Annotated in this window: 27 protein-coding genes; 3 read left to right on the top strand and 24 right to left on the bottom strand. The window is 40.4% G+C overall.

Translation table 11 applies throughout. The features are described from left to right. Positions 1–364 (top strand): IS30 family transposase (locus H9564_RS06370; RefSeq protein ID WP_191684672.1); only part of this gene is annotated, 364 nt, incomplete at its 5' end. 151 nt (positions 365–515) lie between these two features. Here the strand turns inward: H9564_RS06370 and H9564_RS06375 are convergent. From H9564_RS06375 to H9564_RS06490, 24 genes are all read right to left on the bottom strand, one after another. Then, positions 516–815, bottom strand: coding sequence for a glycine cleavage system protein H (locus H9564_RS06375; RefSeq protein ID WP_191684674.1), 300 nt, complete (start codon positions 813–815; stop codon positions 516–518). Between the two features lie 17 nt (positions 816–832). Further along, positions 833–2029 (bottom strand): FtsW/RodA/SpoVE family cell cycle protein, encoded by a 1197-nt coding sequence (locus H9564_RS06380; RefSeq protein ID WP_191684675.1) that lies wholly within the window; start codon positions 2027–2029, stop codon positions 833–835. Between the two features lie 45 nt (positions 2030–2074). Beyond that, entirely contained in the window at positions 2075–2299 is a 225-nt protein-coding gene (locus tag H9564_RS06385; RefSeq protein ID WP_191684677.1) for a DUF2969 domain-containing protein, read from the bottom strand. Between the two features lie 13 nt (positions 2300–2312). After that, complete coding sequence (gene yidD / locus H9564_RS06390) at positions 2313–2552, bottom strand: membrane protein insertion efficiency factor YidD (RefSeq protein WP_191684678.1); 240 nt, start codon at positions 2550–2552, stop codon at positions 2313–2315. Next, complete coding sequence (gene mreB / locus H9564_RS06395; protein WP_191684680.1) at positions 2552–3556, bottom strand: rod shape-determining protein; 1005 nt, start codon at positions 3554–3556, stop codon at positions 2552–2554. Before mreB ends, yidD begins: the two co-directional genes overlap by 1 nt. Before the next feature lie 70 nt (positions 3557–3626). Further along, entirely contained in the window at positions 3627–4943 is a 1317-nt protein-coding gene (murA, locus tag H9564_RS06400) for a UDP-N-acetylglucosamine 1-carboxyvinyltransferase (RefSeq protein WP_191684682.1), read from the bottom strand. 18 nt (positions 4944–4961) lie between these two features. After that, the gene (locus H9564_RS06405) at positions 4962–5186 is read right to left on the bottom strand and encodes a DUF1146 family protein (protein ID WP_225209582.1); all 225 of its coding nucleotides are present in this window, start codon (positions 5184–5186) and stop codon (positions 4962–4964) included. A gap of 161 nt (positions 5187–5347) precedes the next feature. Beyond that, positions 5348–5776 carry a F0F1 ATP synthase subunit epsilon gene (locus tag H9564_RS06410; RefSeq protein ID WP_191684686.1) on the bottom strand — a complete coding sequence of 143 codons (429 nt, stop codon included), beginning with the start codon at positions 5774–5776 and terminating at the stop codon, positions 5348–5350. 11 nt (positions 5777–5787) lie between these two features. Continuing rightward, complete coding sequence (gene atpD / locus H9564_RS06415; protein ID WP_191684687.1) at positions 5788–7212, bottom strand: F0F1 ATP synthase subunit beta; 1425 nt, start codon at positions 7210–7212, stop codon at positions 5788–5790. Between the two features lie 23 nt (positions 7213–7235). Then, a complete protein-coding gene (locus H9564_RS06420) occupies positions 7236–8162 on the bottom strand; it encodes a F0F1 ATP synthase subunit gamma (RefSeq protein WP_191684689.1) in 927 nt (308 codons plus the stop codon). A 31-nt stretch (positions 8163–8193) separates the two neighbouring features. Then, positions 8194–9729, bottom strand: a complete 1536-nt coding sequence (atpA, locus tag H9564_RS06425; RefSeq protein WP_191684691.1) for a F0F1 ATP synthase subunit alpha — start codon at positions 9727–9729, stop codon at positions 8194–8196. Positions 9730–9758: 29 nt separating this feature from the next. Then, positions 9759–10301: an ATP synthase F1 subunit delta gene (gene atpH / locus H9564_RS06430; RefSeq protein WP_191684693.1), complete on the bottom strand. Its 543-nt coding sequence runs from the start codon at positions 10299–10301 to the stop codon at positions 9759–9761. Continuing rightward, positions 10291–10809, bottom strand: a complete 519-nt coding sequence (gene atpF / locus H9564_RS06435; protein ID WP_182580669.1) for a F0F1 ATP synthase subunit B — start codon at positions 10807–10809, stop codon at positions 10291–10293. Before atpF ends, atpH begins: the two co-directional genes overlap by 11 nt. 49 nt (positions 10810–10858) lie before the next feature. Then, positions 10859–11077, bottom strand: a complete 219-nt coding sequence (gene atpE, locus H9564_RS06440; protein ID WP_003666561.1) for a F0F1 ATP synthase subunit C — start codon at positions 11075–11077, stop codon at positions 10859–10861. A gap of 29 nt (positions 11078–11106) precedes the next feature. Then, positions 11107–11814 carry a F0F1 ATP synthase subunit A gene (atpB, locus tag H9564_RS06445; protein WP_191684694.1) on the bottom strand — a complete coding sequence of 236 codons (708 nt, stop codon included), beginning with the start codon at positions 11812–11814 and terminating at the stop codon, positions 11107–11109. Between the two features lie 362 nt (positions 11815–12176). After that, positions 12177–13478 carry a solute carrier family 23 protein gene (locus tag H9564_RS06450; protein WP_191684696.1) on the bottom strand — a complete coding sequence of 434 codons (1302 nt, stop codon included), beginning with the start codon at positions 13476–13478 and terminating at the stop codon, positions 12177–12179. Positions 13479–13626: 148 nt separating this feature from the next. Then, positions 13627–14400: a YibE/F family protein gene (locus H9564_RS06455; protein WP_191684697.1), complete on the bottom strand. Its 774-nt coding sequence runs from the start codon at positions 14398–14400 to the stop codon at positions 13627–13629. Position 14401: 1 nt separating this feature from the next. Beyond that, positions 14402–15511 (bottom strand): YibE/F family protein, encoded by a 1110-nt coding sequence (locus tag H9564_RS06460; RefSeq protein WP_191684725.1) that lies wholly within the window; start codon positions 15509–15511, stop codon positions 14402–14404. Positions 15512–15617: 106 nt separating this feature from the next. After that, positions 15618–17345, bottom strand: a complete 1728-nt coding sequence (gene ptsP / locus H9564_RS06465) for a phosphoenolpyruvate--protein phosphotransferase (protein WP_191684699.1) — start codon at positions 17343–17345, stop codon at positions 15618–15620. A gap of 147 nt (positions 17346–17492) precedes the next feature. Continuing rightward, positions 17493–18128: a uracil phosphoribosyltransferase gene (gene upp, locus H9564_RS06470; protein WP_191684700.1), complete on the bottom strand. Its 636-nt coding sequence runs from the start codon at positions 18126–18128 to the stop codon at positions 17493–17495. 77 nt (positions 18129–18205) lie between these two features. Further along, positions 18206–19225, bottom strand: a complete 1020-nt coding sequence (locus tag H9564_RS06475) for an L-threonylcarbamoyladenylate synthase (RefSeq protein WP_191684702.1) — start codon at positions 19223–19225, stop codon at positions 18206–18208. Between the two features lie 5 nt (positions 19226–19230). Next, positions 19231–20094: a peptide chain release factor N(5)-glutamine methyltransferase gene (prmC, locus tag H9564_RS06480; protein WP_191684704.1), complete on the bottom strand. Its 864-nt coding sequence runs from the start codon at positions 20092–20094 to the stop codon at positions 19231–19233. Beyond that, positions 20087–21169 (bottom strand): peptide chain release factor 1, encoded by a 1083-nt coding sequence (gene prfA, locus H9564_RS06485; RefSeq protein WP_191684726.1) that lies wholly within the window; start codon positions 21167–21169, stop codon positions 20087–20089. Before prfA ends, prmC begins: the two co-directional genes overlap by 8 nt. Beyond that, positions 21162–21764, bottom strand: coding sequence for a thymidine kinase (locus H9564_RS06490; protein WP_191684705.1), 603 nt, complete (start codon positions 21762–21764; stop codon positions 21162–21164). The genes prfA and H9564_RS06490 overlap by 8 nt, the downstream gene beginning before the upstream one ends. A gap of 176 nt (positions 21765–21940) precedes the next feature. Between H9564_RS06490 and H9564_RS06495 the strand changes: the two genes are divergently transcribed. Further along, complete coding sequence (locus H9564_RS06495) at positions 21941–23278, top strand: Mur ligase family protein (RefSeq protein ID WP_191684706.1); 1338 nt, start codon at positions 21941–21943, stop codon at positions 23276–23278. Next, positions 23278–23985 (top strand): type 1 glutamine amidotransferase, encoded by a 708-nt coding sequence (locus tag H9564_RS06500; protein ID WP_191684707.1) that lies wholly within the window; start codon positions 23278–23280, stop codon positions 23983–23985. The genes H9564_RS06495 and H9564_RS06500 overlap by 1 nt, the downstream gene beginning before the upstream one ends. The last annotated feature ends 22 nt before the right edge of the window (positions 23986–24007 follow it).

Genomic DNA, 24007 nt, shown 5'->3' on the forward strand with positions numbered 1-24007 from the left:
CAATCACAAAGAAACAGCTGATGTTAATCAGGGCTTAGTTGATCTCTTAGGATCTATCCCTAAAGAATTTGTCCATTCATTGACTCCAGATCATGGGCGTGAATTTCTTAGCCTAAATGATATTCGAGAACGTTTAGGAGTAGCTATTTATTGGCCAGATCCATATTCACCAGAGGAAAGAGGAACTAATGAAAATACTAATGGCCTAATTAGGGAATACTTTCCTAAAAGAACTGATATTGATGACTATACAGATAAGGACGTCAGTTTCTGCCAACATCAGCTGAACCGTCGTCCTCGAAAAGTGTTAAATTATGAAACCCCATATGAAGTATTTTTTGAGAAACCGTTGCACTTGGTTTGACAATTCGTCATAAAAAAATACCCCCTACATTTTCGTAGGAAGTATTTTTAGTCAACCATACCAGTTGACAGATACCCAATTAAATTTTAAAAATTAAAAAAGACGTGACTGAAACGCTCAGCTACGTCTTTTTATAATTGACTTTCAATCTCTATGCCTTTACTTCAACAATCCAGTTATCATTCTCATCACTCGAATCAAGGAGCTCTGGTTGGTCAATTGCCTTTTGGTTTACTGTAACAATTTCACCATCGACTGGACTGTCAATATCAGTAACAGCCTTTTCAGCTTCAACCGCAACAAACTTACCACCATTAGTTAACTTCGTCCCAGTCGCAGGAACATCAATAAAACTAATTTGGCCTAGATCATCACGTCCACTATCATTTAATCCAATCCGGACATTACCATTATCTTGTTTTTTTGTCCAAAAATAACTTTCAGCAGCCATTTTCCATGACACCCCACTTATCTAAATTCCTTATTACTACTAAACATGTAAGAGTGATGGTGATATCTCATCGACATTACCATCCCGATCCCAATTAAATTACCGATTAGTGAGGAACCACCGGCACTGATAAATGGTAACGGAATCCCAGTTAGTGGCAGTAATCCAATATTCATCCCAATATTTTCAAAAACGTGGAATAAAATCATCATAATAACACCAGTCGAAATATATGCATAGAATTCGTTCCTGGTATCAAACGTAACCCGGATCATCAGGTAGATTAACAAGAGGTAGAGGAGAATTAGCAGTGCACTTCCAATAAAGCCAAAGTTTTCACCAATAACAGAGAAAATCATATCAGATTCACGAACAGGTACATAAACCTTGGAATTATTGAATCCGGTCCCGGTAATGCCCCCAGAACCGACAGCCTTAATACTTTGCCATAGTTGGTATCCCTGGTTACTAGTATCTTGTTCCGGATGAAGCCAAGTATCAACCCGGTCAAACTGGTAAGCCTGAAAACCAACATGCTCTAAAATTGTCCGTCCAATCGAACTAGTAACCATTGCTAATGCCGAACCACCAATTACAACCAGAGCAATAGCGGTTGGCGCAATGATTCGCCATGTAACACCCGAAACAAGAATCATCCCGCAGAAAATTGCAAAAAAGACAAGTCCTGTCCCAAAGTCATTTTGTAACTTTAATGAAATTAAAATTGGTAATAACCAGAGGAACATGGTCCCAATTAATCGCCAATCAGATCTAACGGTATGAACATTATACCGATTATTATGTGTTGTAATTACCCGTCCCATCATTAAAATATAGGCCGGTTTCATGATTTCCGATGGCTGAAACGTAAATGGACCAATTGCAAACCAACTTTTAGCCCCTGTATTAGTATAGTATGCACGACTATAGAACACTAGGATCGCAAACATCAAAAATATTCCAACCCAGTATGCTAGTGGTGCAACCTTCCATAGTTGTTCAGAATCGAACTGCATAATTACAACAACTAGAATTATCCCAATAATATACCAAATTAACTGACTAACTACTTGTCGCATCACACTCGTTGAACCACCTGTATCATGGACGGCAGCAACATAAATTGATGCTAAGCCAATTAAAGCTAATAGCAAGACACAGAATATAATTCCCCAATCAATTCGGCTTTCATCATCACTTTGAGAACGTTGCATTCTTTAACTCCTTTTTTGAGATTTGGGCAACGCTACTGTATCGCATTATCCTTGGTGTAAATGATACTGCTGTAATACAACTTCAAGTCCCTCTTCTTGGGAGTGAACATAAAATTCACTTTCATCAGCAGTCAGGAGAGCCTTAAAACGATTACCATCTGCTAATACTTCACCAATCAATCGTTTACCAATAAAAACTTGTTGAACTGGTTGATGACGACGTTCAATATCTTTTACATTAACTTCAATTTTTTTATCTTTTCTTGTCACTTTTTCACCTTTACTATTTCATAACTCGATGGAAAGTAAATTTTGTTGGAACTGGATCATAGCCACCACGAGTAAATGGTTGACACCGTAATAACCTCACAATTCCAAGTAATATCCCCCTCATTCCAAATCGTTGAATTGCTTCCAACGTATATTCTGAACAAGAGGGATAATACCGACAAACTTTAAATGGTCGCCTTGCCGATATGTTTCGCTGATACCATCGAATCATTCGACTTGCGAACTTAACCATTACTTCTTACTCTTTTTACCGTTATCGGTCTTTTGCATCCGTTCAAGCATTTCACCAGCACCCTTAGCAACATTATCAAGCGGATCCTGAGAAACGACAACGGGAACCTTTAAATGATCGCTAAAGAGCTGATCGATTCCCTTAAGAAGAGAAGTCCCTCCCGTTAGCATGATACCACGATCAATAATGTCACTAGCCAACTCAGGTGGGATCGTTTCTAAGACGCCAACTGTTGCCTTAACAATTTGTTCAAGTGTCCCGTGAATTGCCTCTTCGATTTCGTTCTCATCAGTTGTGATTTGCTTTGGCATTCCAGTTGCAACATCACGACCACGGACATCCATCTTCTTTGGTTCGTCAACTGGTAAAGCAGTCCCAATTTCCATCTTGATTTGTTCAGCGGTATGTTCACCAATAATCAAGCCGTGATGGTCCTTAATATAAGCAGTAATATCATTATTCAACTTATCACCAGCCATTCGAATAGACTGACTAGCAACAATATCACCTAATGAAAGAATGGCAATATCACTAGTACCACCACCCATATCAATCACCATACTACCGCGTGGCTTAAAGATATCAAGGCCAGCACCGATTGCAGCAACCTTAGGCTCATATTCAAGGTAAACCTTACCCCCACCTGATTGCTCAGCTGCTTGAATAATCGCTTTTCGTTCAATTTCAGTAATGTTTGTAGGGGCACAGATCATAATATCTGGTTTTGACATAAAGCCCTTAACGCTTAATTTGCCGATAAAGTACGAAAGCATTTCTTGGGTAACATCGAAGTCGGAAATAACACCATTCTTCAATGGACGAATAGCCCGAATATTACTTGGCGTCCGTCCAACCATTCGATATGCTTCTGAACCAACAGCTAAAACTTTATTAGTTTGCGTATCAATCGCAACAACTGAAGGTTCGTTCAAGACGATCCCCTTGCCTTGAACATAAATTAGAACGTTTGCAGTTCCTAAATCGATTCCGATATCCTTTGCCATTTATGTAATTTCTCCTTCCGGCCAAATCTTTATAATAACGTTGGTAATTATACCACATAATTGAAAAATACTAACCACGTTCAGTATGGTTGGCAGCTTCCTCCGTCTTTAATTGGATCTGGTCATCAATATTGATTCGGTCAATTTGTGCACCGAGCTGGGCTAATTTTTGGTGAAGATGATAGTATCCTCGGTCAAGATATTTCAGATTTCGTACTTGAGTGATCCCTTGGGCAACTAATCCAGCGATTACCAAGGCAGCCCCAGCACGTAAATCGGTAGCAGCAACTTCTGCCCCACTAAATTTAGTCGGACCACTTAATACTGCAGTCGAGTTTTTGATTTGATAATCAGCATTCATCCGCCGTAATTCTTCAAGGTGCATAAATCGTTTTTCAAAGACAGTTTCATTCATTGTACTGGTCCCATTTGCTAATAATTGTAAAACAGTCATCTGTGGCTGTAAATCAGTTGGGAAGCCAGGATACGGTGCTGTCTGAACTGTTGATGGTAACAAAACTGAGGTACCAAGAACACGGATCCCGTCATCTTGGTTAATTACCGTCACTCCCATATCTTGTAACTTAGCAATTAGTGGTTCATTATACTTACTTTCTGTATTTTCAACAACCACATCACCATTAGTCGCAGCAGCAGCAATCATAAATGTCCCTGCTTCAATCCGGTCAGACATTACCCGATAATCACAACCATGGAGGAAATTAACTCCCTGAATACGAATAACATCAGTTCCAGCGCCGTGAACTCGTGCTCCCATTTTATTTAAGGCATTTGCCAAATCAACAATTTCTGGCTCACGAGCACAATTTTCAATCGTCGTAATTCCCTGGGCTAATGTTGCCGCCATCATAATGTTTTGCGTTGCGCCAACACTTGGGAAGTCGAGGTAAATATTTGTCCCAACTAGCCGATCTGCATGTGCTTCAATATAGCCATCATGTTGTTCAATCACTGCTCCAAGCTGGCGCAGTCCCTTAAGGTGGAGATCAATTGGTCGTGAACCAATCGCACAGCCACCAGGAAGTGCAATCTTTGCATAACCAGTTCTTGCTAATAATGGTCCCATTACCACCATTGACGCACGCATTTTACTTACATATTGAAAGGGTGCCTCTGAAGAAAGCTTTGAACTCGCATTCAAATCAATAGTATGATTTTTTTGATCAAATTGAACCCGAATATTTAAGAACTTTAATAATTCATTCATCATTAGGACATCTGATAATACCGGAACATTCGTTAAATGAAAAGTTCCAGTAGAAGCAAGAATACCAGCTGCCTGAAGTGGTAGCACAGCATTCTTTGCTCCTTCAACGGCGACGCGTCCAAATAAACGATGACCACCCTTAATAATTATCTTTTCCATAACTTACTCCTTATTAAATCAACGCAATAAACCGGGTAGTTGGCTAACCGCATTAATAAAACCAATAAAGAAACTGGCACATAAGTAACCAATTGCTGTAGAAAGTAAGACAATGGCTAACGGCAATGTTTTCGGTGGTTGACGGAAGAATCGTTCAAGCCGAAATCCCTGAATTGCGGTAAACGTTAACCAAATCATTCCGAGCTGGATAACTATTTCTACTAAAGCTTTTATTCCTGTCATTTGCACCAATTTCACCTTCTTTAAAACCAACTACAATCTTATCATACCAACTAACGGGTGATCAGTCATCATTAATAACCTTTAGACTAAGTTAATAATCAAAAAAGGATATTTAATGAGGAAAAACTCATTAAATATCCTTTTTACTTCGTTAAAAGCAGTTACTTATGTTTGAACTTAGAAACCTTCAGACGGTTAACAGCCCGCTTCAAATGAACCTCAGCCCGAGCGAGATCATTTTGCTTATGAGCTTTCTTCGCCTTTTGAATTTCTTCCTTAGCGCGCTCTACCGCATGTTGAGCACGTTCAACATCAATCTTTTCAGGCATTTCAGCACTGTCCGCCGTAATTAAGGCTGTGTGACCATCAAATTGCATGATCCCACCGTTAACAGCGGCAATTTCATCAGTACCCTCATCATGCTTGATTCGTAACTGACTAATTAATAATGATGCTAATACAGGTACGTGATTAGCCATGATCCCCATTTGACCACCAGAAGTGTTCATAACAATCATCGTGGCATTATCATTATCATAAACCGTACCATCTGGAGTGATAATGGTGACTTTAAACTTAGTATCAGCCATAATTATCCCTCCTAATCTGCAGATTCTTCAGCAGCATCAGCCTTCATTTTCTTAGCCTTTTCAACAGCATCGTCGATTGTACCAACCAACCGGAATGCTTCTTCTGGTAAGTCATCGTACTTACCTTCAAGAATACCCTTAAATCCTTTAATAGTATCCTTCAATGGAACGTACTTACCTGGCGTACCAGTAAATTGTTCGGCAACACTGAAACTTTGTGATAGGAAGTTTTGAATTCGCCGAGCACGAGCAACGATAACCTTTTCGTCATCAGATAATTCATCCATCCCAAGGATTGAAATGATATCTTGTAATTCATGGTACCGTTGCAAAACATGTTGAACTTCAGTAGCAACTTCATAGTGTTCCTTACCAACAATTTCAGGAGTTAACGCTGTAGAAGTTGAAGCTAATGGGTCAACGGCTGGGTAAATACCGATTTGAGTTAACCGCCGTTCCAAGTTAGTAGTGGCATCTAAGTGAGCGAATGTCGTAGCTGGAGCAGGGTCGGTGTAGTCATCGGCTGGAACATAAACGGCTTGAATTGAAGTAATTGAACCCTTCTTAGTAGAAGTAATCCGTTCCTGCAATTGACCCATTTCAGTAGCTAACGTTGGCTGGTAACCAACGGCAGAAGGAATCCGTCCCAAAAGAGCAGAAACTTCTGAACCGGCCTGAGTAAACCGGAAAATGTTATCGATGAACAATAAAACATCTTGGCCCTTTACATCACGGAAGTATTCCGCAATAGTAAGTCCAGTTAAGGCAACCCGCATACGAGCACCAGGAGGCTCGTTCATCTGGCCATAAACCATGGCAGTCTTTTCAAGGACTCCTGAAGCCTTCATTTCATAGTACATATCGTTACCTTCACGGGTTCGTTCACCAACACCTGTGAAGACAGAAATACCATTGTGACCTTGAGCAATGTTGTGGATTAATTCCTGAATCAAAACGGTCTTACCAACACCGGCACCACCGAATAACCCAATCTTACCACCACGAACATATGGTGCTAACAAGTCAATAACCTTAATCCCAGTTTCAAGGATTTCAGTATTGTTATTTAATTCATCATACTTAGGTGCATCACGATGAATAGGCATCCGCTTTGCATCTGGTCCAAATTTAGGACCGTTATCAACTGGTTCACCTAAAACGTTGAAAACACGTCCCAGAGTATCGTCACCCACCGGTACACTAATAGGTGCACCAGTGTTTTCGACTTCCATTCCCCGTTGAAGACCATCAGTACCGTCCATGGCAATCGTCCGAACTACACCGTCACCCAATTCAAGAGCAACTTCAGTAGTCAAAGTCTTGTCATCACTTTCCTTGATCTTTAACGCGTCGTTAATCTCTGGTAGTTTTTCATCTAAGGGGAACTCAATATCAACAACTGGTCCGACAACTTGGACAACTTTACCAGAACTCATGTTGTTTCCTCCTCAGTTAAATTTTATTCTTGTGCTGTCATACCACCGGTAATTTCAGTAATTTCAGTGGTAATCGCAGCTTGACGAGCACGGTTATATTGCAATTCCAATGATGAAATAATGTCATCAGCATTATCAGTTGCAGACCGCATAGCGTTTGCACTTGAAGAATGTTCTGATGTCTTTGCATCAAGGATTGCCCCATATAATAGGCTTTCAGCATATTGTGAGACAAGACCTGCAATAATTTCCGTATCCGAAGGTTCAAATTCGTATTCAGCCGTAATTGGTGATTCATCCTTAGTGGATTCAGCAGAATTTTCCTCATCATCCATCAAGGATTCAGCCGTAATTGGTAATACATCATGAACCCGTACTCGGGATGTAATTCGGTTGACGTAGTGGCTATATACCAGGTACATCTCATCAAATACAGCATCGTCGTACATCTGAACAGCAGTCTTTACAATTTGATGAACTTCACGGAATGTTGGTACATCACTGATTCCTGAATATTGGTAAACAACGTTCATCCCACGCTTCTTGAAAAATTCAGTTCCTGTTTTACCAACCGTTAAGAATACCGTGTTTTCAGCGGTTAAATTCTTATCCTTCATCAATTGTAAAGTTTGCTTGATGATATTGTTATTGTAACTACCAACCAAGCCACGATCAGATGTAATAACTAAAATTCCAGTCTTTTTAACTGGACGCTTCTCAAACAACGCAGCATAAGCGTCATGACTGGCACTAGCTGCAGATGCGTTGTGAGATTTAACCAGATCGGACAACATATTCTTAACCTTCTCAGCATATACTTCATATGTCTGAGTATGGTGTTGAATTTGATTCAATTTTGCAGTTGAAACCATTTGCATGGCAGAAGTAATCTGGCGCGTGCTCTTAGTGGATTCAATCTTATGCTTAACAGCAGCAAGTGAAGCTGGCACTAAATCTCACCGTCCTTTCGACTAGTCATTATTAATTTTCTTGTGCGGCTTTCTTCTTGTCATCGCTGGTTTGGAATGATTTCGTGAAATCAGCAACAGCATTCTTCAAGTCGTCACCTTCTGGTAATTTACCAGTTGACTTAATCGTGTCATAAAGGTCTTGGTGATTAGCATGCATAAATGTAGCAAGTTCACTTTCATAACGTGAAACATCATCCACTGGAATTTGATCAACAAACCCGTTTGACAATGCAAACAAGGTTACAACTTGTTGTTCAACAGGTTGTGGTTGGTGCAAGCCCTGCTTCAGAAGTTCCATTGTGTGCTTACCACGTGACAACTTAGCTTGGGTTGCTTCATCCAAATCAGAACCGAATTGGGCGAATGAAGCCAATTCGTTATATGACGCAATATCCAAACGCAATGTCCCAGCAACCTTCTTCATTGCCTTGATCTGGGCATCCCCACCAACACGAGAAACTGATGTACCAGCATCAATGGCTGGACGTTGACCTGCATAGAACTCATCAGCGTTCAAGAAAATCTGTCCATCAGTAATGGAAATAACGTTGGTTGGAATGTAGGCAGAAACGTCACCAGCCTGGGTTTGAATAATTGGTAATGCAGTCATTGAACCGCCACCAAGATCATCAGACAACCGTGCAGCACGTTCTAGTAACCGTGAGTGAGTATAGAAAATATCACCAGGGTAAGCTTCACGACCAGGAGGCCGACGAAGAATTAAGGAAAGTTCACGGTAAGCATCGGCCTGCTTTGAAAGATCATCATAAACAATCAAAACATCCTTACCACCATACATGAACTCTTCACCCATTGCGGCACCAGCATAAGGGGCAATGTAAAGCATTGGTGCAGGGTTAGAAGCACTAGCTGAAACAACAATTGTGTAGTCTAATGCTCCGTAACGACGTAAGGTTTCAACGTTCGCACGAACAGTTGATTCCTTTTGACCAATCGCAACGTAAATACAAATTACGCCCTTGCCCTTTTGGTTAATGATGGTATCCAATGCAATGGCAGTCTTACCGGTCTTCCGGTCACCAATGATCAACTCACGCTGACCACGACCAATTGGTACTAAGGCATCAATAACCTTAATACCAGTTTGCAATGGTTCACTAACACTCTTCCGCTCCATAACACCTGGAGCCTTCTTTTCAATTGGACGTGTCTTGTCAGTCTTGATTTCACCAAGTCCATCAATGGGACGACCAAGTGAATCAACAACCCGTCCTAACAATGCATCGCCGACGGGGACTTCCATGATTCGACCCGTCCGCTTAACGGTATCACCTTCACGGATGCCAGAGAAATCTCCCAAAATAACGATACCAACATCGTTACTTTCGAGGTTTTGTGCCATTCCGTAAACACCGTTACTAAATTCGAGCAACTCACCAGCCATGGCATTTTCCAAGCCGTCAGCACGAGCAACACCATCACCAACATAGGTAACAGTACCCGTTTCTTCGACAGATACCTTGTCTTGATAGTTGGCAAGTTGCTTCTTGATGAGTGAACTGATTTCCTCAGTTTTAATGCTCATAAAGGTCTCACCTCTTCGAAATAAGATTATTATCTAACTAGTAAACGACGAATCTGCTTAATCTTTGAACTTAAGCTACCATCTAACGTCTTATTATTAAGACGAACAATAACTCCGCCCAAGATTTCAGGATCAACTTGTTCATGAAGAACAACTTCCTTAGCACCAAAACGTTGAGCTAAGTTAGCCTTAAGTTGATCACGTTGTTGTTTATCAAGTTGGATCGCTGTAACAACGTCAGCATGAACACGCTTCATTTTAGCGTCATACCGTCGTTCAAACTCATCAATGATTGCAACCAGATCACTAATCCGGCCGTAATCAAAAGTCATTTGAATTAAATTTGAAACCGGTTGAGAAAAGCCTTTCTTCAAATCATCAATAAGGGACTTCTTTTCACTGATTGATAATTGGACTCCTGATAATACAGGGGCCAGTGCAGCGTTGTCCTCAAAGACTTGACGTAGAGCAGTCAATTCTTGATAAGTTTGATCGAGTGTATTGTTTTCATCGACCAACTCGAACAGTGCCTTCGCATAACGATTTGCAACTGTTTGCTTATCAAGACTCATGATCTACCAACCCTTCAATGTACGAATCAATCAATTCCTTTTGATCATCCGCATTCAATTCTTTATGGATGAGTTTGGAAGCAATCTCAATAGATAAGTTTGCAACGTCATCCTTTGCACCATTCAACGCGTCACGACGAGCTTGTTTAGCATCTTCTTGTGCGCGTTGCTTAAGTGCTTGAGCGTCATTTTGTGCAGTTTCAACAATTTGAGCCCGTTGAGCTTCACCAGACTTCTTAGCATTATTAATAATGTCAGCAGCTTCTTGGTGAGAATTCTGGAGTTCAGCTTGTCGTTTAGCAGCCATCTTTTCAGCGTTTTCACGTGATTTAGCAGCGTTATCAATATCACTAGCAATCTTATCTGCACGCTTCTTCATCATGTCTGTAACTGGCTTCCAAGCAAAATGCTTGATAAGTAGCATCAGAATAATGAAAGTAACGATGTAAAATACCAAATCACCAACGTATAAGCTATTAGATTCAGCTAAAACACTGTTCACAAACATCTATTGACACCTCCTTGTTCTGTGAAATAAAAATTATTAATCAAAATAATTACTTGTTCATAACAAGGAAACCGATAACAATAGCGATGATAGGCATGGCTTCAATCAAACCAACACCAATAAACATCGTTGCTTGTAATCTACTTTGTAATTCTGGTTGCCGTGCGATACTGTCAACAGTGTGTCCGATCAAGATACCATCACCGATACCACCACCGATAGCGGCACCCATAGCCGCGAGTCCTGCAGCAATTGCTCCTAATGCCATTTTAAAATTCCTCCTTGAGAGATAGATTATTATTCGGAAACCTTCCGAGAAATATAAACCGTCGTTAATGTTACAAAAACATATGCCTGAATTGAACCGATAAATACTGAGAACCCTTGCCAAAGCAATTCAAGCAAGAATCCTGGAATGATTGTCAAAGCACCATGTGAGAAGGCAACTTGAGCAACCAACTTCAATAGCAATTCACCGGCAAAAATGTTACCAAAGATCCGCAAACCCAAAGTTAAGAAGTTAGCCAATTCTTCAATGATATTGACTGGCAACATCAATGCAAATGGCTTTACATACCCCTTCAAGTAACCACCAAGACCATGGTTTGCAATTCCTGCAAAGTGTGCCAAAACAATTACCATCAGTGAGAATGTTAAAGTAACAACTGGATCCGCCGTTGGACTTCTAAGAATTTCTTGGTTATTCCAACTAAGGTTAAAAATCAACCCAAATTGGTTTGCAAAGAAGATAAAGACGAAGAGGACAAAAGCAAAGAAGCTATAATGTCCAGTCTCTTCGTTTGGCATCTGACTACGGACAATTCCGTTCGTGAAGTCAATCAACCATTCCAAAACGTTTTGCGCCCCTTTAGGCTTCATTTGAATCTTTCGGGACATGCCAAATAACACGAAGAATACGATCGCATAAATAACAAGGCCTGAAATAATGTTTGTCGCATTAAAAGTTAAACCAAGAAACTTAAAAGTAAAAGCATCACCGCCCATTCATATTTCACCTCTTTCCTTAATAACAATAATTTGGCTGTAAATTGGATGAACGTCGTATACCATACGAACTAGCCCAATATACGAATATTAATATATCATCATTTGAGGGAACATTCAAAAAAATTTCTAATTTTTTAGGGGAACAAAACGCCAAGGAAGCCCTATTTTAGTAGCATTTTGCTCATTTGACTCATTTTCAAGCGTGTCTTTTTAATCATTTTTTCACATACACAAATGGAAAGCTTGACCAATTTATTGAAATGCTGATTCATCCATTTCAACTGTTGGTCCGCCTTAGTGTTGCTTATCTTTAAAATAGTAGAGAGGCTGGATTAATCACCAGTCTCTCTACTCACTTTTTATTTTGATTGGTTAACCTTAGCGGCAATTTCTTTTTCGCTCCGTGCTTCTTGTGGAAGAACAAGGTTTAGGATAATTCCTAAAACAGCAGCAACTGCTAAACCAGAGAATTGATATTGTCCTAATTGAAGGTAGGCATTTCCAATTCCGATTACAAGAATCGCTGAAGCAATCATCAAATTCCGCTTCTTATTGAAGTCAATTTGATCTTCAATCATTACCCGTAAACCACTGGAGGCAATTACCCCAAAGAGCAGGAAGGAAATCCCACCAATAACAGGCATTGGAATTGTTTCAATCAATGCACTAAGTTTCCCGATAAAGCTGAAGAAGATCGCGAAGGCCGCTGCCCCAGCAATAACGTAAACGGATTGAACCTTAGTGATTGCAATCACACCAATATTTTCACCATAACTGGTAACTGGAGGACCACCAACGAATCCGGCAATAATCGATGCTGTCCCATCACCGGCCAAAGTATGACTAAGGCCTGGATTCTTAAAGTAGTTCCGTTCAGTTAATTCATTCAATACCATAATATGACCAAGGTGCTCGGTCATTGTTACAAAGGCTATTGGCGCCATACTCAAGATCGCACCCCAATAAAACTGTGGATGATAGCTGATAAACGGAATTTGGAACGCAGGAAGGCTAAACCAGTGTGCCTTTTCTACGGGTGCAAAGTCAACAATTCCAAATAGGCAGGCAACAATATAACCAAAAACAATCCCCATCAAGATTGGAATTAAGCCCATGAAGCCCTTAAAATACATGTTAAAGGCAATCGTTAACAGCATCGTAATCATCGCTACCGCAAAGAACTTCAGGTCATACTTACCCGTTACGGAATTAATTGTTGCATCTTTAGCAGCAGTACTTGCTAAGGAAAGACCGATTACAACTACAACTGGTCCAACCACAATTGGGGGCAAGATCTTATCAATCCAATCTGAACCAATCAAACTAACAATTAAAGCAACGATTAAATAGACACATCCAACCGCGATTGTCCCTTGAGCAATTCCTGGATAACCCGTTGTCTTCATCAGTGCCATCATTGGAACAACGAATGAGAAACTCGATCCCATATAGGCCGGAATCTTATGTTTAGTAATTAAAAGGTACATTAACGTACCCACACCAGAACTAAAAAGTGCAATGCCGGGATTTAACCCAACCAGAATCGGTACCAAGACGGTGGAACCGAACATGGAAAACATGTGTTGAAGTGAAAGCCCAATCCATTGACCTGTTTTGGGCTTTTCATTAACGTCTAAAACGACATCATCACGATGAGCCATGAATACTTTCCCTCCCCTAAAAAATAAAGCAGCTTCGAGTGAGATCTCAAAGCTGCTTTTAATGCTACTACAATCCTGTAGGGTATTTTTTCCGCACCTTTGAGGCCTCACGGGACCTCTTTTAAAGGTTTTAATATTTGATGCTAGTTTACTTTGTTTCTATTGATTTGTCAACGACCTCTTTCCGTCGTTTAACCATTACTAACGAGGTAATGGGGACAGTTAAAAGCACTCCGAGGAATGAAATCAAAATTTCAATCAACTCAGCAACAAAAATCTTATTATTTATAATTGTCCCAAATGAATAGTGGAGGCCAGCAAACCAAATAAATAAAGAGAGAACCCCTCCAAAGCAACCAAAAAATAAAGTGTTCAGGGTCGTTCCAATAATCTGCTGACCAATTCCCATTCCCCCCTCAATTAGCCGAGAATTGCTGATATCCGGGTGCGTTTCAAGGATTTCCGTTAAACCTGCAGAAATAGCCATCGCCGCTTCAGCAATTGCCCCTAAAGTACTAAGAACGATTGCTGTTACGGAAACCTTTAAGTAGCTAATTCCGATCAAGATCGACATTCCTTCTAGATCATCGCTATCTTCTGTTCCAAATCCTTGAACCATTGCCCAGTGGCTAATAAAGAAGATCAAAAAGAGAAGAATTGTCAAAACAATTAATGAAGCATAGAAGGCAGTTACCGTTGTTCGTAAGTCATCTTCACCCATGAAGATCGTGATGGCTAAAATCGTGATCCCGATTACCACCGCAACAAACATTGGGGGAACATGAAATTCAATTAAAACAATCCCAAAAAAGAGGGAGCAAAAATTAAGCAACAAACTAATGAATGACCGGAATCCTTGCTTACCACCAACAAGGAACATTACAAGAAGCAGTATTAATCCTAAAGCATTGATTGAACTCATCCTACTTCCTCCTTCCCAATAATAATGAACCGAATACACTAACGGCTGGAACAGCAAGGACAATCCCAATCCCACTAATTAAACTCTGCACCATCCCTAAACTCATATTCATGTTAAATGTATATCCCCAACTATTTCCATTCTTTAAGTACAGCAAACTATTGGTAAAGGTATCGGCCATAAAAATTAAGAAAAGAACATTCACGAGTGGCCCCATAATCGACTTGCCAACACTTCTTCCTGACATAAATAATTGCATTCGGGATACATTCGGATCAATTCGTTTTAGCTCAAAGAGGGTTGCAACAATGTCACTTGACTCATCCATTACTGCTCCTAAAGAGCCAAGTAGGATTTCGGCAATAAATAGCGGCCGTGGCACTTGAGTAACATATTGCATCGACTCATAGTAAACACCCCGGTTATTCGTCAAAGATAATACAAGGACTCCCACTAAAATTGCAATCGTTGTCCCAACAATGGTTGAGCAAAAAGTTGCCAACATTTTCTTCGTCGGTCCTAAAACCAAGAGGAGACTAACCGCCGTGAAAATTAATGCTAGTACGGAAAAAATTAATAGGACATGGTTCCCTTGATTATGAAGATCAAGTGCAAGAGCAATCATAAATAAAATTGTATCAATAACCACACTAATTAAAGCAAATATTCCGGCACGTCCCATCGTCAACAGGAGGATCGTAATAACAAGCCAACTAAGGAAAACGACTACCGTGTCCCGCTTTTGCCCAGCTGGATTAGCTGTTAAGCCACCATCACGTTTTCCCAGTTGCGAAAGAAAGAGCTGGTCCCCAACATAGTATTCTTGATCCATTGGTTGGGAGTCACTAAAGGTATTCTTAATGGTTACCTTCTTTTCTCTGTACTTTCCGTTCATCAGTACCGCAGTAATTTGTTGTTCAGTTTGGTGATCAACGTTTTTAAACTCATCTTCTGTTCGTTGTGCCTTCCCATTTGTCACTTTAACAACTCGAGCAATTGGTTGTCGGTAAAAGCGCTGGTTATGGGTAACAAAAGTCATTGCTAATAATCCACAAATAACCATCCCCATTAATAGATACTTTTTCTGCCGCGACCATTTAAATGTCACGATATTCACTTCCTCTTTTTTGCAATCACAATTTATCTTACTATTCATTTAAATCAAAAAAAGGTTCACGATAAATCTTATATTTACCGCAACCTCTTTAAATGATCCTTTAATGAGCTATCAACCACTTCTCGACTAAATCATGGACTTGAGTTGCTGTTTCACATTCAGTAACCGCACGTTGATAAAGCTGCTGACACTCCTTAATATTAAGACCCTTCATCATTGAACGAGTCCGGAGAATTGATGTAGCACTCATGGAATACTCATCTAACCCCATTCCCATTAACAATGGTAATGCAAGTCGATCACCAGCCATCTCACCACACATAGCAACAGTAGTATTATGTTGATGACCTGACTTGATTATGTGGGCAATTAATTTTAAGAATGGTGGATTTAGTGGTTGGTAAAGGTAAGAAACTGATGCATTTCCCCGATCTGCAGCAAAACAATATTGAATCAAATCATTTGTCCCAATACTGAAAAAGTCAACTTCTTTAGCTAACCTCTCAGCATACAATGCAGCAAGGGGAACTTCGATCATGATTCCTAACTTAATGTTTGCGCCAATCTTAGGGTAATCTTGGCGAAGTTTTTTTCGCTCCTCATAGTAGATCTTTTTAGCTGCTTGTAATTCTTCGAGAGTTGTAATCATCGGAAACATAATATTAATCCGACCAAATTGAGATGCCCGGATCAAGGACCGAAGCTGGGTTCGAAACATTTGCGGACGATCCAACGAAATCCGAATTGCTCGATAACCTAAAAACGGGTTTAACTCATGCGGTAGTGGCATAAACGTTAAAGGTTTATCCCCGCCAATATCAAGTGTTCGTACGACCAATGTTCGCCCGCCAAGACTCTCAACAGCCTCTTTATATGCTTGCAACTGTTCTTCTTCCGTTGGTAAGTGTTCACTCTTCATATAAAGAAACTCGGTCCGAAAAAGACCAATTTCGTCTGCACCATTATCAACTGCTGCTAGAATATCATTTGAGGAGCCAATATTGGCGGAAATCGTTAATTGTTGGCCATCCTTAGTAAGCGATGGACTATCAACCAGCTTTGCCCATTCAAGTCTTTCTGCAGCGTACTGACTAGCAATTTGCTGGTAATGCTTAACCTGGTTAGGTGTTGGTTCAACAATGGTCGTTCCCGAAAAGCCATCAACAATTGCCCGCTCCCCATTTTTTGCCTGGTGGGCGATCCCCTTACAACCAACAATTGCAGGGATTTGTAAAGAACGTGCCATAATTGCCGCATGGCTTGTTCGTCCCCCAACTTCAGTAACAATTCCCTTAACAAACTTAGCATTCATCTGAGAAGTATCTGATGGCCCAATCATGTGGGCAACTACAATTACTGGATGATCAAGTGTCTGTAAGTTAGGAAGAGACTTTCCTTCAAGCTTAGCCAGCACCTGATCACGAATACTTGCAAAATCCGTTGCCCGTTCCTGCATGTACTTATTTCCCGTCATTGATTCAAACTCACGAATAACCCGGGAAATAACTTCTTCAAAGGCGGTTTCTGCATTAATCCGTTGGCTCCGAATCCGGGTGACTACCTGATTAAACATTTCGGGATCATTCAAAATTTCAATATGAACATCAAAGATCGCTAATTCATCTTTTGACAACTTTTCTGCTGCCGCTTCTTTTATTCCTTTAAGCTCATCACTAATTGCCAGTAGAGCATCCTTAAATCGCTCAATTTCAGCAGATGAATCACTAATCCGTTGCTTTTCAAAACTCAAATTTGGTTTATCGACAATATATACCGGTGCGATACCTACACCATTACTTGCCGCTGTCCCTGTCATTTTTAATGTCATTTTAGCTGTTTACCCTCTTTAAAGAAAACGGTTTATATCCATTATAGGGGAATTTCCTGTTACTGACCAGTTCTCAGTATTACTGTTAATTTAATGAACTTTAAAATAACAAAGAGGCCAAGCCTTCCCTTAGCCTCTTTAATTATTTTACTTTGTACCGAATAGCCGATCCCCAGCATCACCTAATCCAGGAACAATGTAACCATCCTCGTTCAAGTGATCATCAAGTCCGGCAGCATAAATATCAACATCTGGGTATGCTTCACGAACAGCCTTAACCCCTTCTGGAGCAGCAACTAAGCATGCAAACTTCATGTTCTTTTCAGAACAACCACGCTTCTTCAACGCTTCAATTGCCATAATTGCTGAACCACCAGTAGCTAACATCGGATCGACAATGAATAGTTGCCGTTCAGTAATATCATTTGGTAACTTAACGAAGTATTCGTGTGGTTTCAAAGTTTCTTCATCGCGGTACATCCCGATGAAGCCAATCTTAGCAGCTGGAATAAGATCCGTCATTCCATCAACCATTCCGAGACCAGCACGAAGAATTGGAATAATTGCAACTTTCTTCCCTGCCAATTCCTTCTTAGTGGTCTTGGCAATTGGTGTTTCCACTTCAACATCCTTCAATGGCATATCCCGAGCAACTTCATATGCCATCAATGTTGAAATTTCCTTAACCGTTTCACGGAAAGCCTTAGTTCCAACATTTTTATCCCGAATCATCGTTAATTTGTGTTGAATCAATGGGTGATCCATCACTTCAAATTTACCCATGCCTAATACACTCCTTTGAATTTCTTCCCTATTTTACCAAAAAAAATGCCTATTTGATAAACAAATAGGTAATTTTTTTATTTTATTGCAAAATGTTCGCCACCAGCTGACTTATTTAGCCGATTCATGTATGCCCGTCCCAGGTCCTTTGCTGGGAATGCTTGGGTTACAATCGCCTTAACGTTAGGTTGATCATCAAACTGACGAAGGCCGTCAAATAAGCGAGCACTCGCATCTGCAACATTCTTACCTAGTGAAAACTGAATAGCATTCATTGGCAAGCTCTCTTGCTGAAGGATCTTTTCTTCTGCCATCATCCCAACATCAAATGGTTGTTGCTTAATCCAGTCAACAACCTGCTTCCAATCAGTACCCTCGTCAACAATATAAACCTGCGCATTTGGTGCGTAGTGTTTATATTTCATCCCCGGGGCCTTTGGTGTTTCATTTTTACCAACATGATGGTGGTTTAAGTCGATCGAACCAATCACATCCTCAATTTGGTGCTTAGTAACTGCACCTGGTCGCAAAATAACTGGCTGATCAGTCGACATATCAAGGACTGTTGATTCAACACCAACCCGGGTCGGACCATTATCAATAATCCCTGCGATTTTTCCGTGAAGATCATGATAAACGTGTTGTGCTGTCGTCGGGCTTGGCTTTCCAGAGGTATTAGCTGAAGGGCCAACGATTGGGACACCGGCTTCCTTAATTAAATCAAGGGTTGGCTGGCAGTCTGGAAAACGAAAGGCCACCGTTGAAAGGCCACCCGTAACAGTCTTTGAAAGGACTCCCTTTTTAATGTTCAAAATAATAGTAAGGGAGCCTGGCCAAAACTTAGCCATTAACTTCCGTGCATTTTCCGGAATCTCACTAGCGTATTTTTCAACCATTTCAATTGAAGCAACGTGAACGATCAACGGGTTATCACTCGGCCGCCCCTTTGCCAAATAAACATTTTTGACTGCCTCTTCATTAGTTGCATTCGCGCCTAGTCCGTAAACAGTTTCGGTAGGAAAAGCAACGAGCTTACCGTCTTGAATAGCTTTAGCTGCTTGAGCAATTTCATCTAAATGAAAAATTCTTGTATCCATTCTTTCTAATTTCCTCCTACGTTTGAAAAATCCCATACGTGTATCATCCTCATCTTTCCAGCAACATCATGTCGTGGCTCAATTTGTGCAGCACTATCTACCTGCTTCAACAATTTCTGAATTGACTCTTCTTGATCAAAACCAGTTTCACCAAATAATTGTCCCTGTGAATTCAAATGTTGAGCTGCTTGCTTGAATAGGCGGTGGTAAAAGCCTAAACCATTCCCATCCGCAAAAAGGGCTAAATCTGGTTCAAATTTCAAAACAGCAGTATCCATCAAATCAGTAGCATCCATTGCAATATAGGGAGGATTGGTAACGATTAGATCATACTTTTCGTTAGCTAAATTAGCAAATAAATCACTCTTTACTAGGTTTAGCTTAAGCCCAAAGCTTTCCATATTCTTTTGGGCAACCCCGAGTGCCGCCGCAGAAACATCACTAAGAGTAACCTCCCATTCTGGTCGTTCAAGGGCTAAGGTAATCCCAATCACACCACTGCCCGTTCCGAGATCAAGAACTCGTAACGGCTTTGATGACATTTCACTTAAAACCCAGTCAACTAGCTCTGCCGTTTCGGCTTCTGGAATCAGAACATCATGGTTAACCATAAAAGTTCTTCCATAAAAAGGCGCACTTCCAACAATATATTGGGCCGGCTCATCTTTTAACAACCGGTCAACTGCTTGCTGAAACCACTGCCATTCACCAGCTGGCATTACTTCTCGATTATGAACCAGTAAGTGAGTATCATCCCACCCGTGCCGCTCCTTAAGGAGAAACTGTGGGGCATTTGGATCAACCTTACTCTGACTCAACTGCTCCTTTGCCCACCGTTGAGCAGCAAAATAAGTTTGACTACTACTCATTTCGTAATTGTTCCAACTTCTTAGTTTGGTCGGCCACAATCAATGCTTCAATGATTTCATCAAGGTCACCTGACATGATCTTATCAAGCTTATTCAAGGTTAAACCAATCCGGTGATCGGTTACCCGGTTTTGTGGGTAATTATATGTCCGGATTCGTTCAGAACGATCACCAGTACCAATGGCATCTTTCCGCTTAGCGTCATATGCACTTTGTTCTTTTTGTTGGTAATAATCGTAAACCCGAGACTTTAAGATCCGCATAGCTTTGGCCCGGTTTTGTTGTTGTGAACGTTCATCCTGCATCGCAACAACGATTCCTGTTGGTAAGTGTGTCATCCGAACAGCTGATGAAGTCTTGTTAACGTGTTGTCCACCGGCACCACTTGAACGGTAAACATCAACCCGAATGTCTTTTGGATCAATATCAACGTCAACATCTTCCGCTTCCGGCATTACCCCGACAGTCGCTGTTGAGGTATGAACCCGTCCTGCAGATTCAGTAACAGGAACCCGTTGAACCCGGTGTGCACCGTTTTCAAACTTCAGCTTTGAATAAACCTTATCACCAGTAATCATTAGGGCTATTTCCTTAAAACCACCGACCTCGGTTTCGCTCTTATCAACAACTTCAACCTTCCAGCCTTGGTTTTCAGCATAGTGAAGGTACATGTTGTAAAGATCGGCAGCAAAAAGACTTGCTTCATCACCACCAGCAGCCCCACGGATTTCCATGATGATGTTCTTATCATCATTTGGATCCTTAGGAATCAAAAGAATCTCTAATTCCTTTTCTAGCTTAGCTTGTTGTTCCTTAGCGCTATTTAATTCGTCCTTAGTCAATGCCGTTAAGTCAGGATCGTCACTTTCACGCAACATTTCCTCGTCATCAGCGATTGTCTGAGTGACCTTTTTATATTCGTTATACTTTTCAACCGTTTCCCGTAAGCTTCCCTCTTCCTTTGAAAGCTTCATAAACCGTTGTGAGTCAGCAATAACTTCAGGATCACTAATTAATTCGTTCAATTCATCATATCGCTCTGCTACAGCCTGTAGCTTATCGAAAATTTCAGCCATTTCCATAGGTTATCTCTCCCTTTTCCTGTATTTGCGGATGGAAATAATGGTAGCGACAAACTGGATAATACGATTCGTTACCACCAATCTGTACCTGTTCACCTTCATAAACCGGTTGACCATCATGAACCCGTAAGTTCATCGTTGCCTTTTTTCCACAGAACCAACAGATTGTCTTCATTTCTTCAATCTTGTCAGCATAAATTAGTAAATATTTTGAGCCTTCAAATAATTCATTTTTAAAATCATTTTTTAGGCCAAACGTCATTACTGGAATGTGAAGTTCATCAACAATTTTGATCAACTGAAGAACATGCTTCTTCTTTAAGAATTGTGCTTCATCAATCAGAACACAATAAATCTTTTCATCCATCTGTCGAACATAATCATAAATATTGGTATCTGCCATTACGGGTTGAACCTTTCGCGAAAGGCCAATCCGACTTGCGATAACCCCTATTCCTGATCGATCGTCCACACCACTCGTCATCAAGACAACCTTCTTGCCCTGTTCCTCATAGTTATGAGCGACCTTGAGAATATCAATGGATTTTCCAGAATTCATTGCGCCATACTTAAAAAATAGTTGCGCCACGGTTCGCACTCCTTTTTATACACATAGATAAATCTATTATATCTGAAAGCATTTTTCATTTAAATACTTAGCTGATGAGTAATGGTTTCTTAATATTAATCCGAAACACTTTTCTTTTAACCAATTAAAGATTAAAATTAGTCGTAATCTAATTTCGGTGAAAGGATTTTGAATACATGTCATTACGCAGTTCACTTGCTGAAGCAGCTGGTCGTTCAAGCTACTGGTTCCTTCACACCTTTATGAATGGTGGAAGTTCATTACCCGGGAAATTAACATTAAAACTTGATCCCAACATTCTCCAAGCATTCAGCAAAAAGTATGATTTAGTAATTGTTACTGGTACTAATGGAAAAACCCTTACTACTTCTTTAAGTGTTCGGGTCCTTCGAGAAAAATACGATCAGGTGTTAACTAACCCTACTGGTTCTAACATGGAACAAGGGATTGTTACCACCTTTATTACTGCCCCTCGTCCAAAGAAGAAGGGGCTTGCGGTTCTCGAAGTCGATGAAGCAAACGTGGTAAAGGTTACTAAGTATATCACACCAATTGCTTTTATCTTCACTAATATTTTCCGTGACCAAATGGATCGCTACGGTGAAATCTACACAACCTATAAAAAGATTCTTAACGGGGTTAAGCTTGCTCCTAAAGCAACAATTATTGCTAACGGTGACGAACAACTATTTAATAGTCAAGATTTACCTAACCCAATCATTTACTATGGCTTTAACCATGAACATCATGAGCCCTTTGATGCCCCAGCCAATACAGACGGCCTCCTCTGTCCCAAGTGTCAGCACATCCTAAAGTATCGGATGCGCACCTACGCAAACCTTGGTGATTATTTCTGTCCAAACTGTGGCTTTGAGCGGCCTAAGTTAACATATGCCGTCACAAAGATTGACAAACTAACTCCTACTAGTTCAACCTTTGAACTCGATGGTGAGCAATATACTATCGGTATCGGTGGCCTTTACAATATTTACAACGCCTTAGCTGCATATGCTCTTGGAAGGTTTCTCGGAGTTAGCCAATTTCAAATCAAAGATGCTTTTGAATCTGATGAACGAGTCTTTGGTCGTCAGGAAGTTATTAACGTGGATGGTAAAGAAGTCACATTAATCTTGGTTAAGAATCCGGTTGGTCTTAACCAAGTTCTTGATATGATTGAAACCGATCCCCAACCATTTAGTTTTGCTTTTCTCCTTAATGCTAACTACGCTGATGGAATTGATACGAGTTGGATCTGGGATGGAAACTTTGAAAAATTGATCGAACATAATATTCCCCAATACATGACTGGTGGCGAACGTTATAAAGATATCACGACACGACTTAAGATGGCCGGAGTAGATAATATGTGGCACGAGCCTGACTTAACCCAGGTAATTGGTAAGATTAAAGAAATGCCAACAAAACATGTTTATATCCTAGCTACCTATACTGCTGTTCTTCAACTACGAAAGCAATTAGCTGAAAAGGGCTATATTAAGGGAGGAATGGACTAATGGCAAAGTATCACCTTAACCTTGCACACTTATACGGAAACCTCTTAAATACGTATAGTGACGTAGGTAATATCATTGCCTTGCGTTACTATGCTAAACAGATGGATACTGATATCCAAGTTAAAGTTATTAGTATTGGTCAAGAATTTGATCCGGCAAAATTCGATATTGCCCTTTTTGGTGGTGGTCAAGATTATGAACAGTTTGTTATTTCAAAAGACTTACCAAATAAGCATGACGGAATTAAGAAGTTTATTGATGATCAAAAGCCACTTCTGGCAATCTGTGGAGGTTACCAGTTACTCGGTAAATACTACGTTGGGGCTGACGGTGAAAAGATTCCCGGATTAAGTATCCTTCCCCACTATACTCTCAGTCAGGATCATAATCGTTTTATCGGGAATATCACTATTAAAAATGAACAAACTGGGGATGAATACCACGGTTTTGAAAACCATAACGGGATGACCTTCTTAGGAAAGGGTGAACGACCACTTGGCAAAGTGATTTCAGGTCACGGTAATAATGGTCAAGATCACACTGAAGGAGCGATCTATAAAGAAGTTTACTGTTCCTACTTCCATGGTCCGATCCTTACCCGAAATGGTGAAATTGCTAAACATCTCTTACTTACAGCACTTCATAATAAGTACCCAGATGAAGACTTTAGTCAACAAGAAAAATTAATAATTAATCCTACATTTTAAAATTGAAAGAGGCTGGCGAAGA

The sequence above is a fragment of the Limosilactobacillus avistercoris genome (assembly GCF_014836425.1).
GTDB classification, from domain to species: Bacteria; Bacillota; Bacilli; order Lactobacillales; family Lactobacillaceae; genus Limosilactobacillus; species Limosilactobacillus agrestimuris.

What these genes read in the sequence shown, in the direction of transcription:
- H9564_RS06375 (WP_191684674.1), bottom strand. Translation starts at nt 815, where the DNA reads ATGGCTGCTGAAAGTTATTTTTGGACAAAAAAACAAGATAATGGTAAT.
- H9564_RS06380 (WP_191684675.1), bottom strand. Translation starts at nt 2,029, where the DNA reads ATGCAACGTTCTCAAAGTGATGATGAAAGCCGAATTGATTGGGGAATT.
- yidD (WP_191684678.1), bottom strand. Translation starts at nt 2,552, where the DNA reads ATGGTTAAGTTCGCAAGTCGAATGATTCGATGGTATCAGCGAAACATA.
- mreB (WP_191684680.1), bottom strand. Translation starts at nt 3,556, where the DNA reads ATGGCAAAGGATATCGGAATCGATTTAGGAACTGCAAACGTTCTAATT.
- murA (WP_191684682.1), bottom strand. Translation starts at nt 4,943, where the DNA reads ATGGAAAAGATAATTATTAAGGGTGGTCATCGTTTATTTGGACGCGTC.
- H9564_RS06405 (WP_225209582.1), bottom strand. Translation starts at nt 5,186, where the DNA reads ATGACAGGAATAAAAGCTTTAGTAGAAATAGTTATCCAGCTCGGAATG.
- H9564_RS06410 (WP_191684686.1), bottom strand. Translation starts at nt 5,776, where the DNA reads ATGGCTGATACTAAGTTTAAAGTCACCATTATCACTCCAGATGGTACG.
- atpD (WP_191684687.1), bottom strand. Translation starts at nt 7,212, where the DNA reads ATGAGTTCTGGTAAAGTTGTCCAAGTTGTCGGACCAGTTGTTGATATT.
- atpA (WP_191684691.1), bottom strand. Translation starts at nt 9,729, where the DNA reads ATGAGCATTAAAACTGAGGAAATCAGTTCACTCATCAAGAAGCAACTT.
- atpH (WP_191684693.1), bottom strand. Translation starts at nt 10,301, where the DNA reads ATGAGTCTTGATAAGCAAACAGTTGCAAATCGTTATGCGAAGGCACTG.
- atpF (WP_182580669.1), bottom strand. Translation starts at nt 10,809, where the DNA reads ATGTTTGTGAACAGTGTTTTAGCTGAATCTAATAGCTTATACGTTGGT.
- atpE (WP_003666561.1), bottom strand. Translation starts at nt 11,077, where the DNA reads ATGGCATTAGGAGCAATTGCTGCAGGACTCGCGGCTATGGGTGCCGCT.
- atpB (WP_191684694.1), bottom strand. Translation starts at nt 11,814, where the DNA reads ATGGGCGGTGATGCTTTTACTTTTAAGTTTCTTGGTTTAACTTTTAAT.
- H9564_RS06450 (WP_191684696.1), bottom strand. Translation starts at nt 13,478, where the DNA reads ATGGCTCATCGTGATGATGTCGTTTTAGACGTTAATGAAAAGCCCAAA.
- H9564_RS06455 (WP_191684697.1), bottom strand. Translation starts at nt 14,400, where the DNA reads ATGAGTTCAATCAATGCTTTAGGATTAATACTGCTTCTTGTAATGTTC.
- ptsP (WP_191684699.1), bottom strand. Translation starts at nt 17,345, where the DNA reads ATGACATTAAAAATGACAGGGACAGCGGCAAGTAATGGTGTAGGTATC.
- upp (WP_191684700.1), bottom strand. Translation starts at nt 18,128, where the DNA reads ATGGGTAAATTTGAAGTGATGGATCACCCATTGATTCAACACAAATTA.
- H9564_RS06475 (WP_191684702.1), bottom strand. Translation starts at nt 19,225, where the DNA reads ATGGATACAAGAATTTTTCATTTAGATGAAATTGCTCAAGCAGCTAAA.
- prmC (WP_191684704.1), bottom strand. Translation starts at nt 20,094, where the DNA reads ATGAGTAGTAGTCAAACTTATTTTGCTGCTCAACGGTGGGCAAAGGAG.
- prfA (WP_191684726.1), bottom strand. Translation starts at nt 21,169, where the DNA reads ATGGCTGAAATTTTCGATAAGCTACAGGCTGTAGCAGAGCGATATGAT.
- H9564_RS06495 (WP_191684706.1), top strand. Translation starts at nt 21,941, where the DNA reads ATGTCATTACGCAGTTCACTTGCTGAAGCAGCTGGTCGTTCAAGCTAC.
- H9564_RS06500 (WP_191684707.1), top strand. Translation starts at nt 23,278, where the DNA reads ATGGCAAAGTATCACCTTAACCTTGCACACTTATACGGAAACCTCTTA.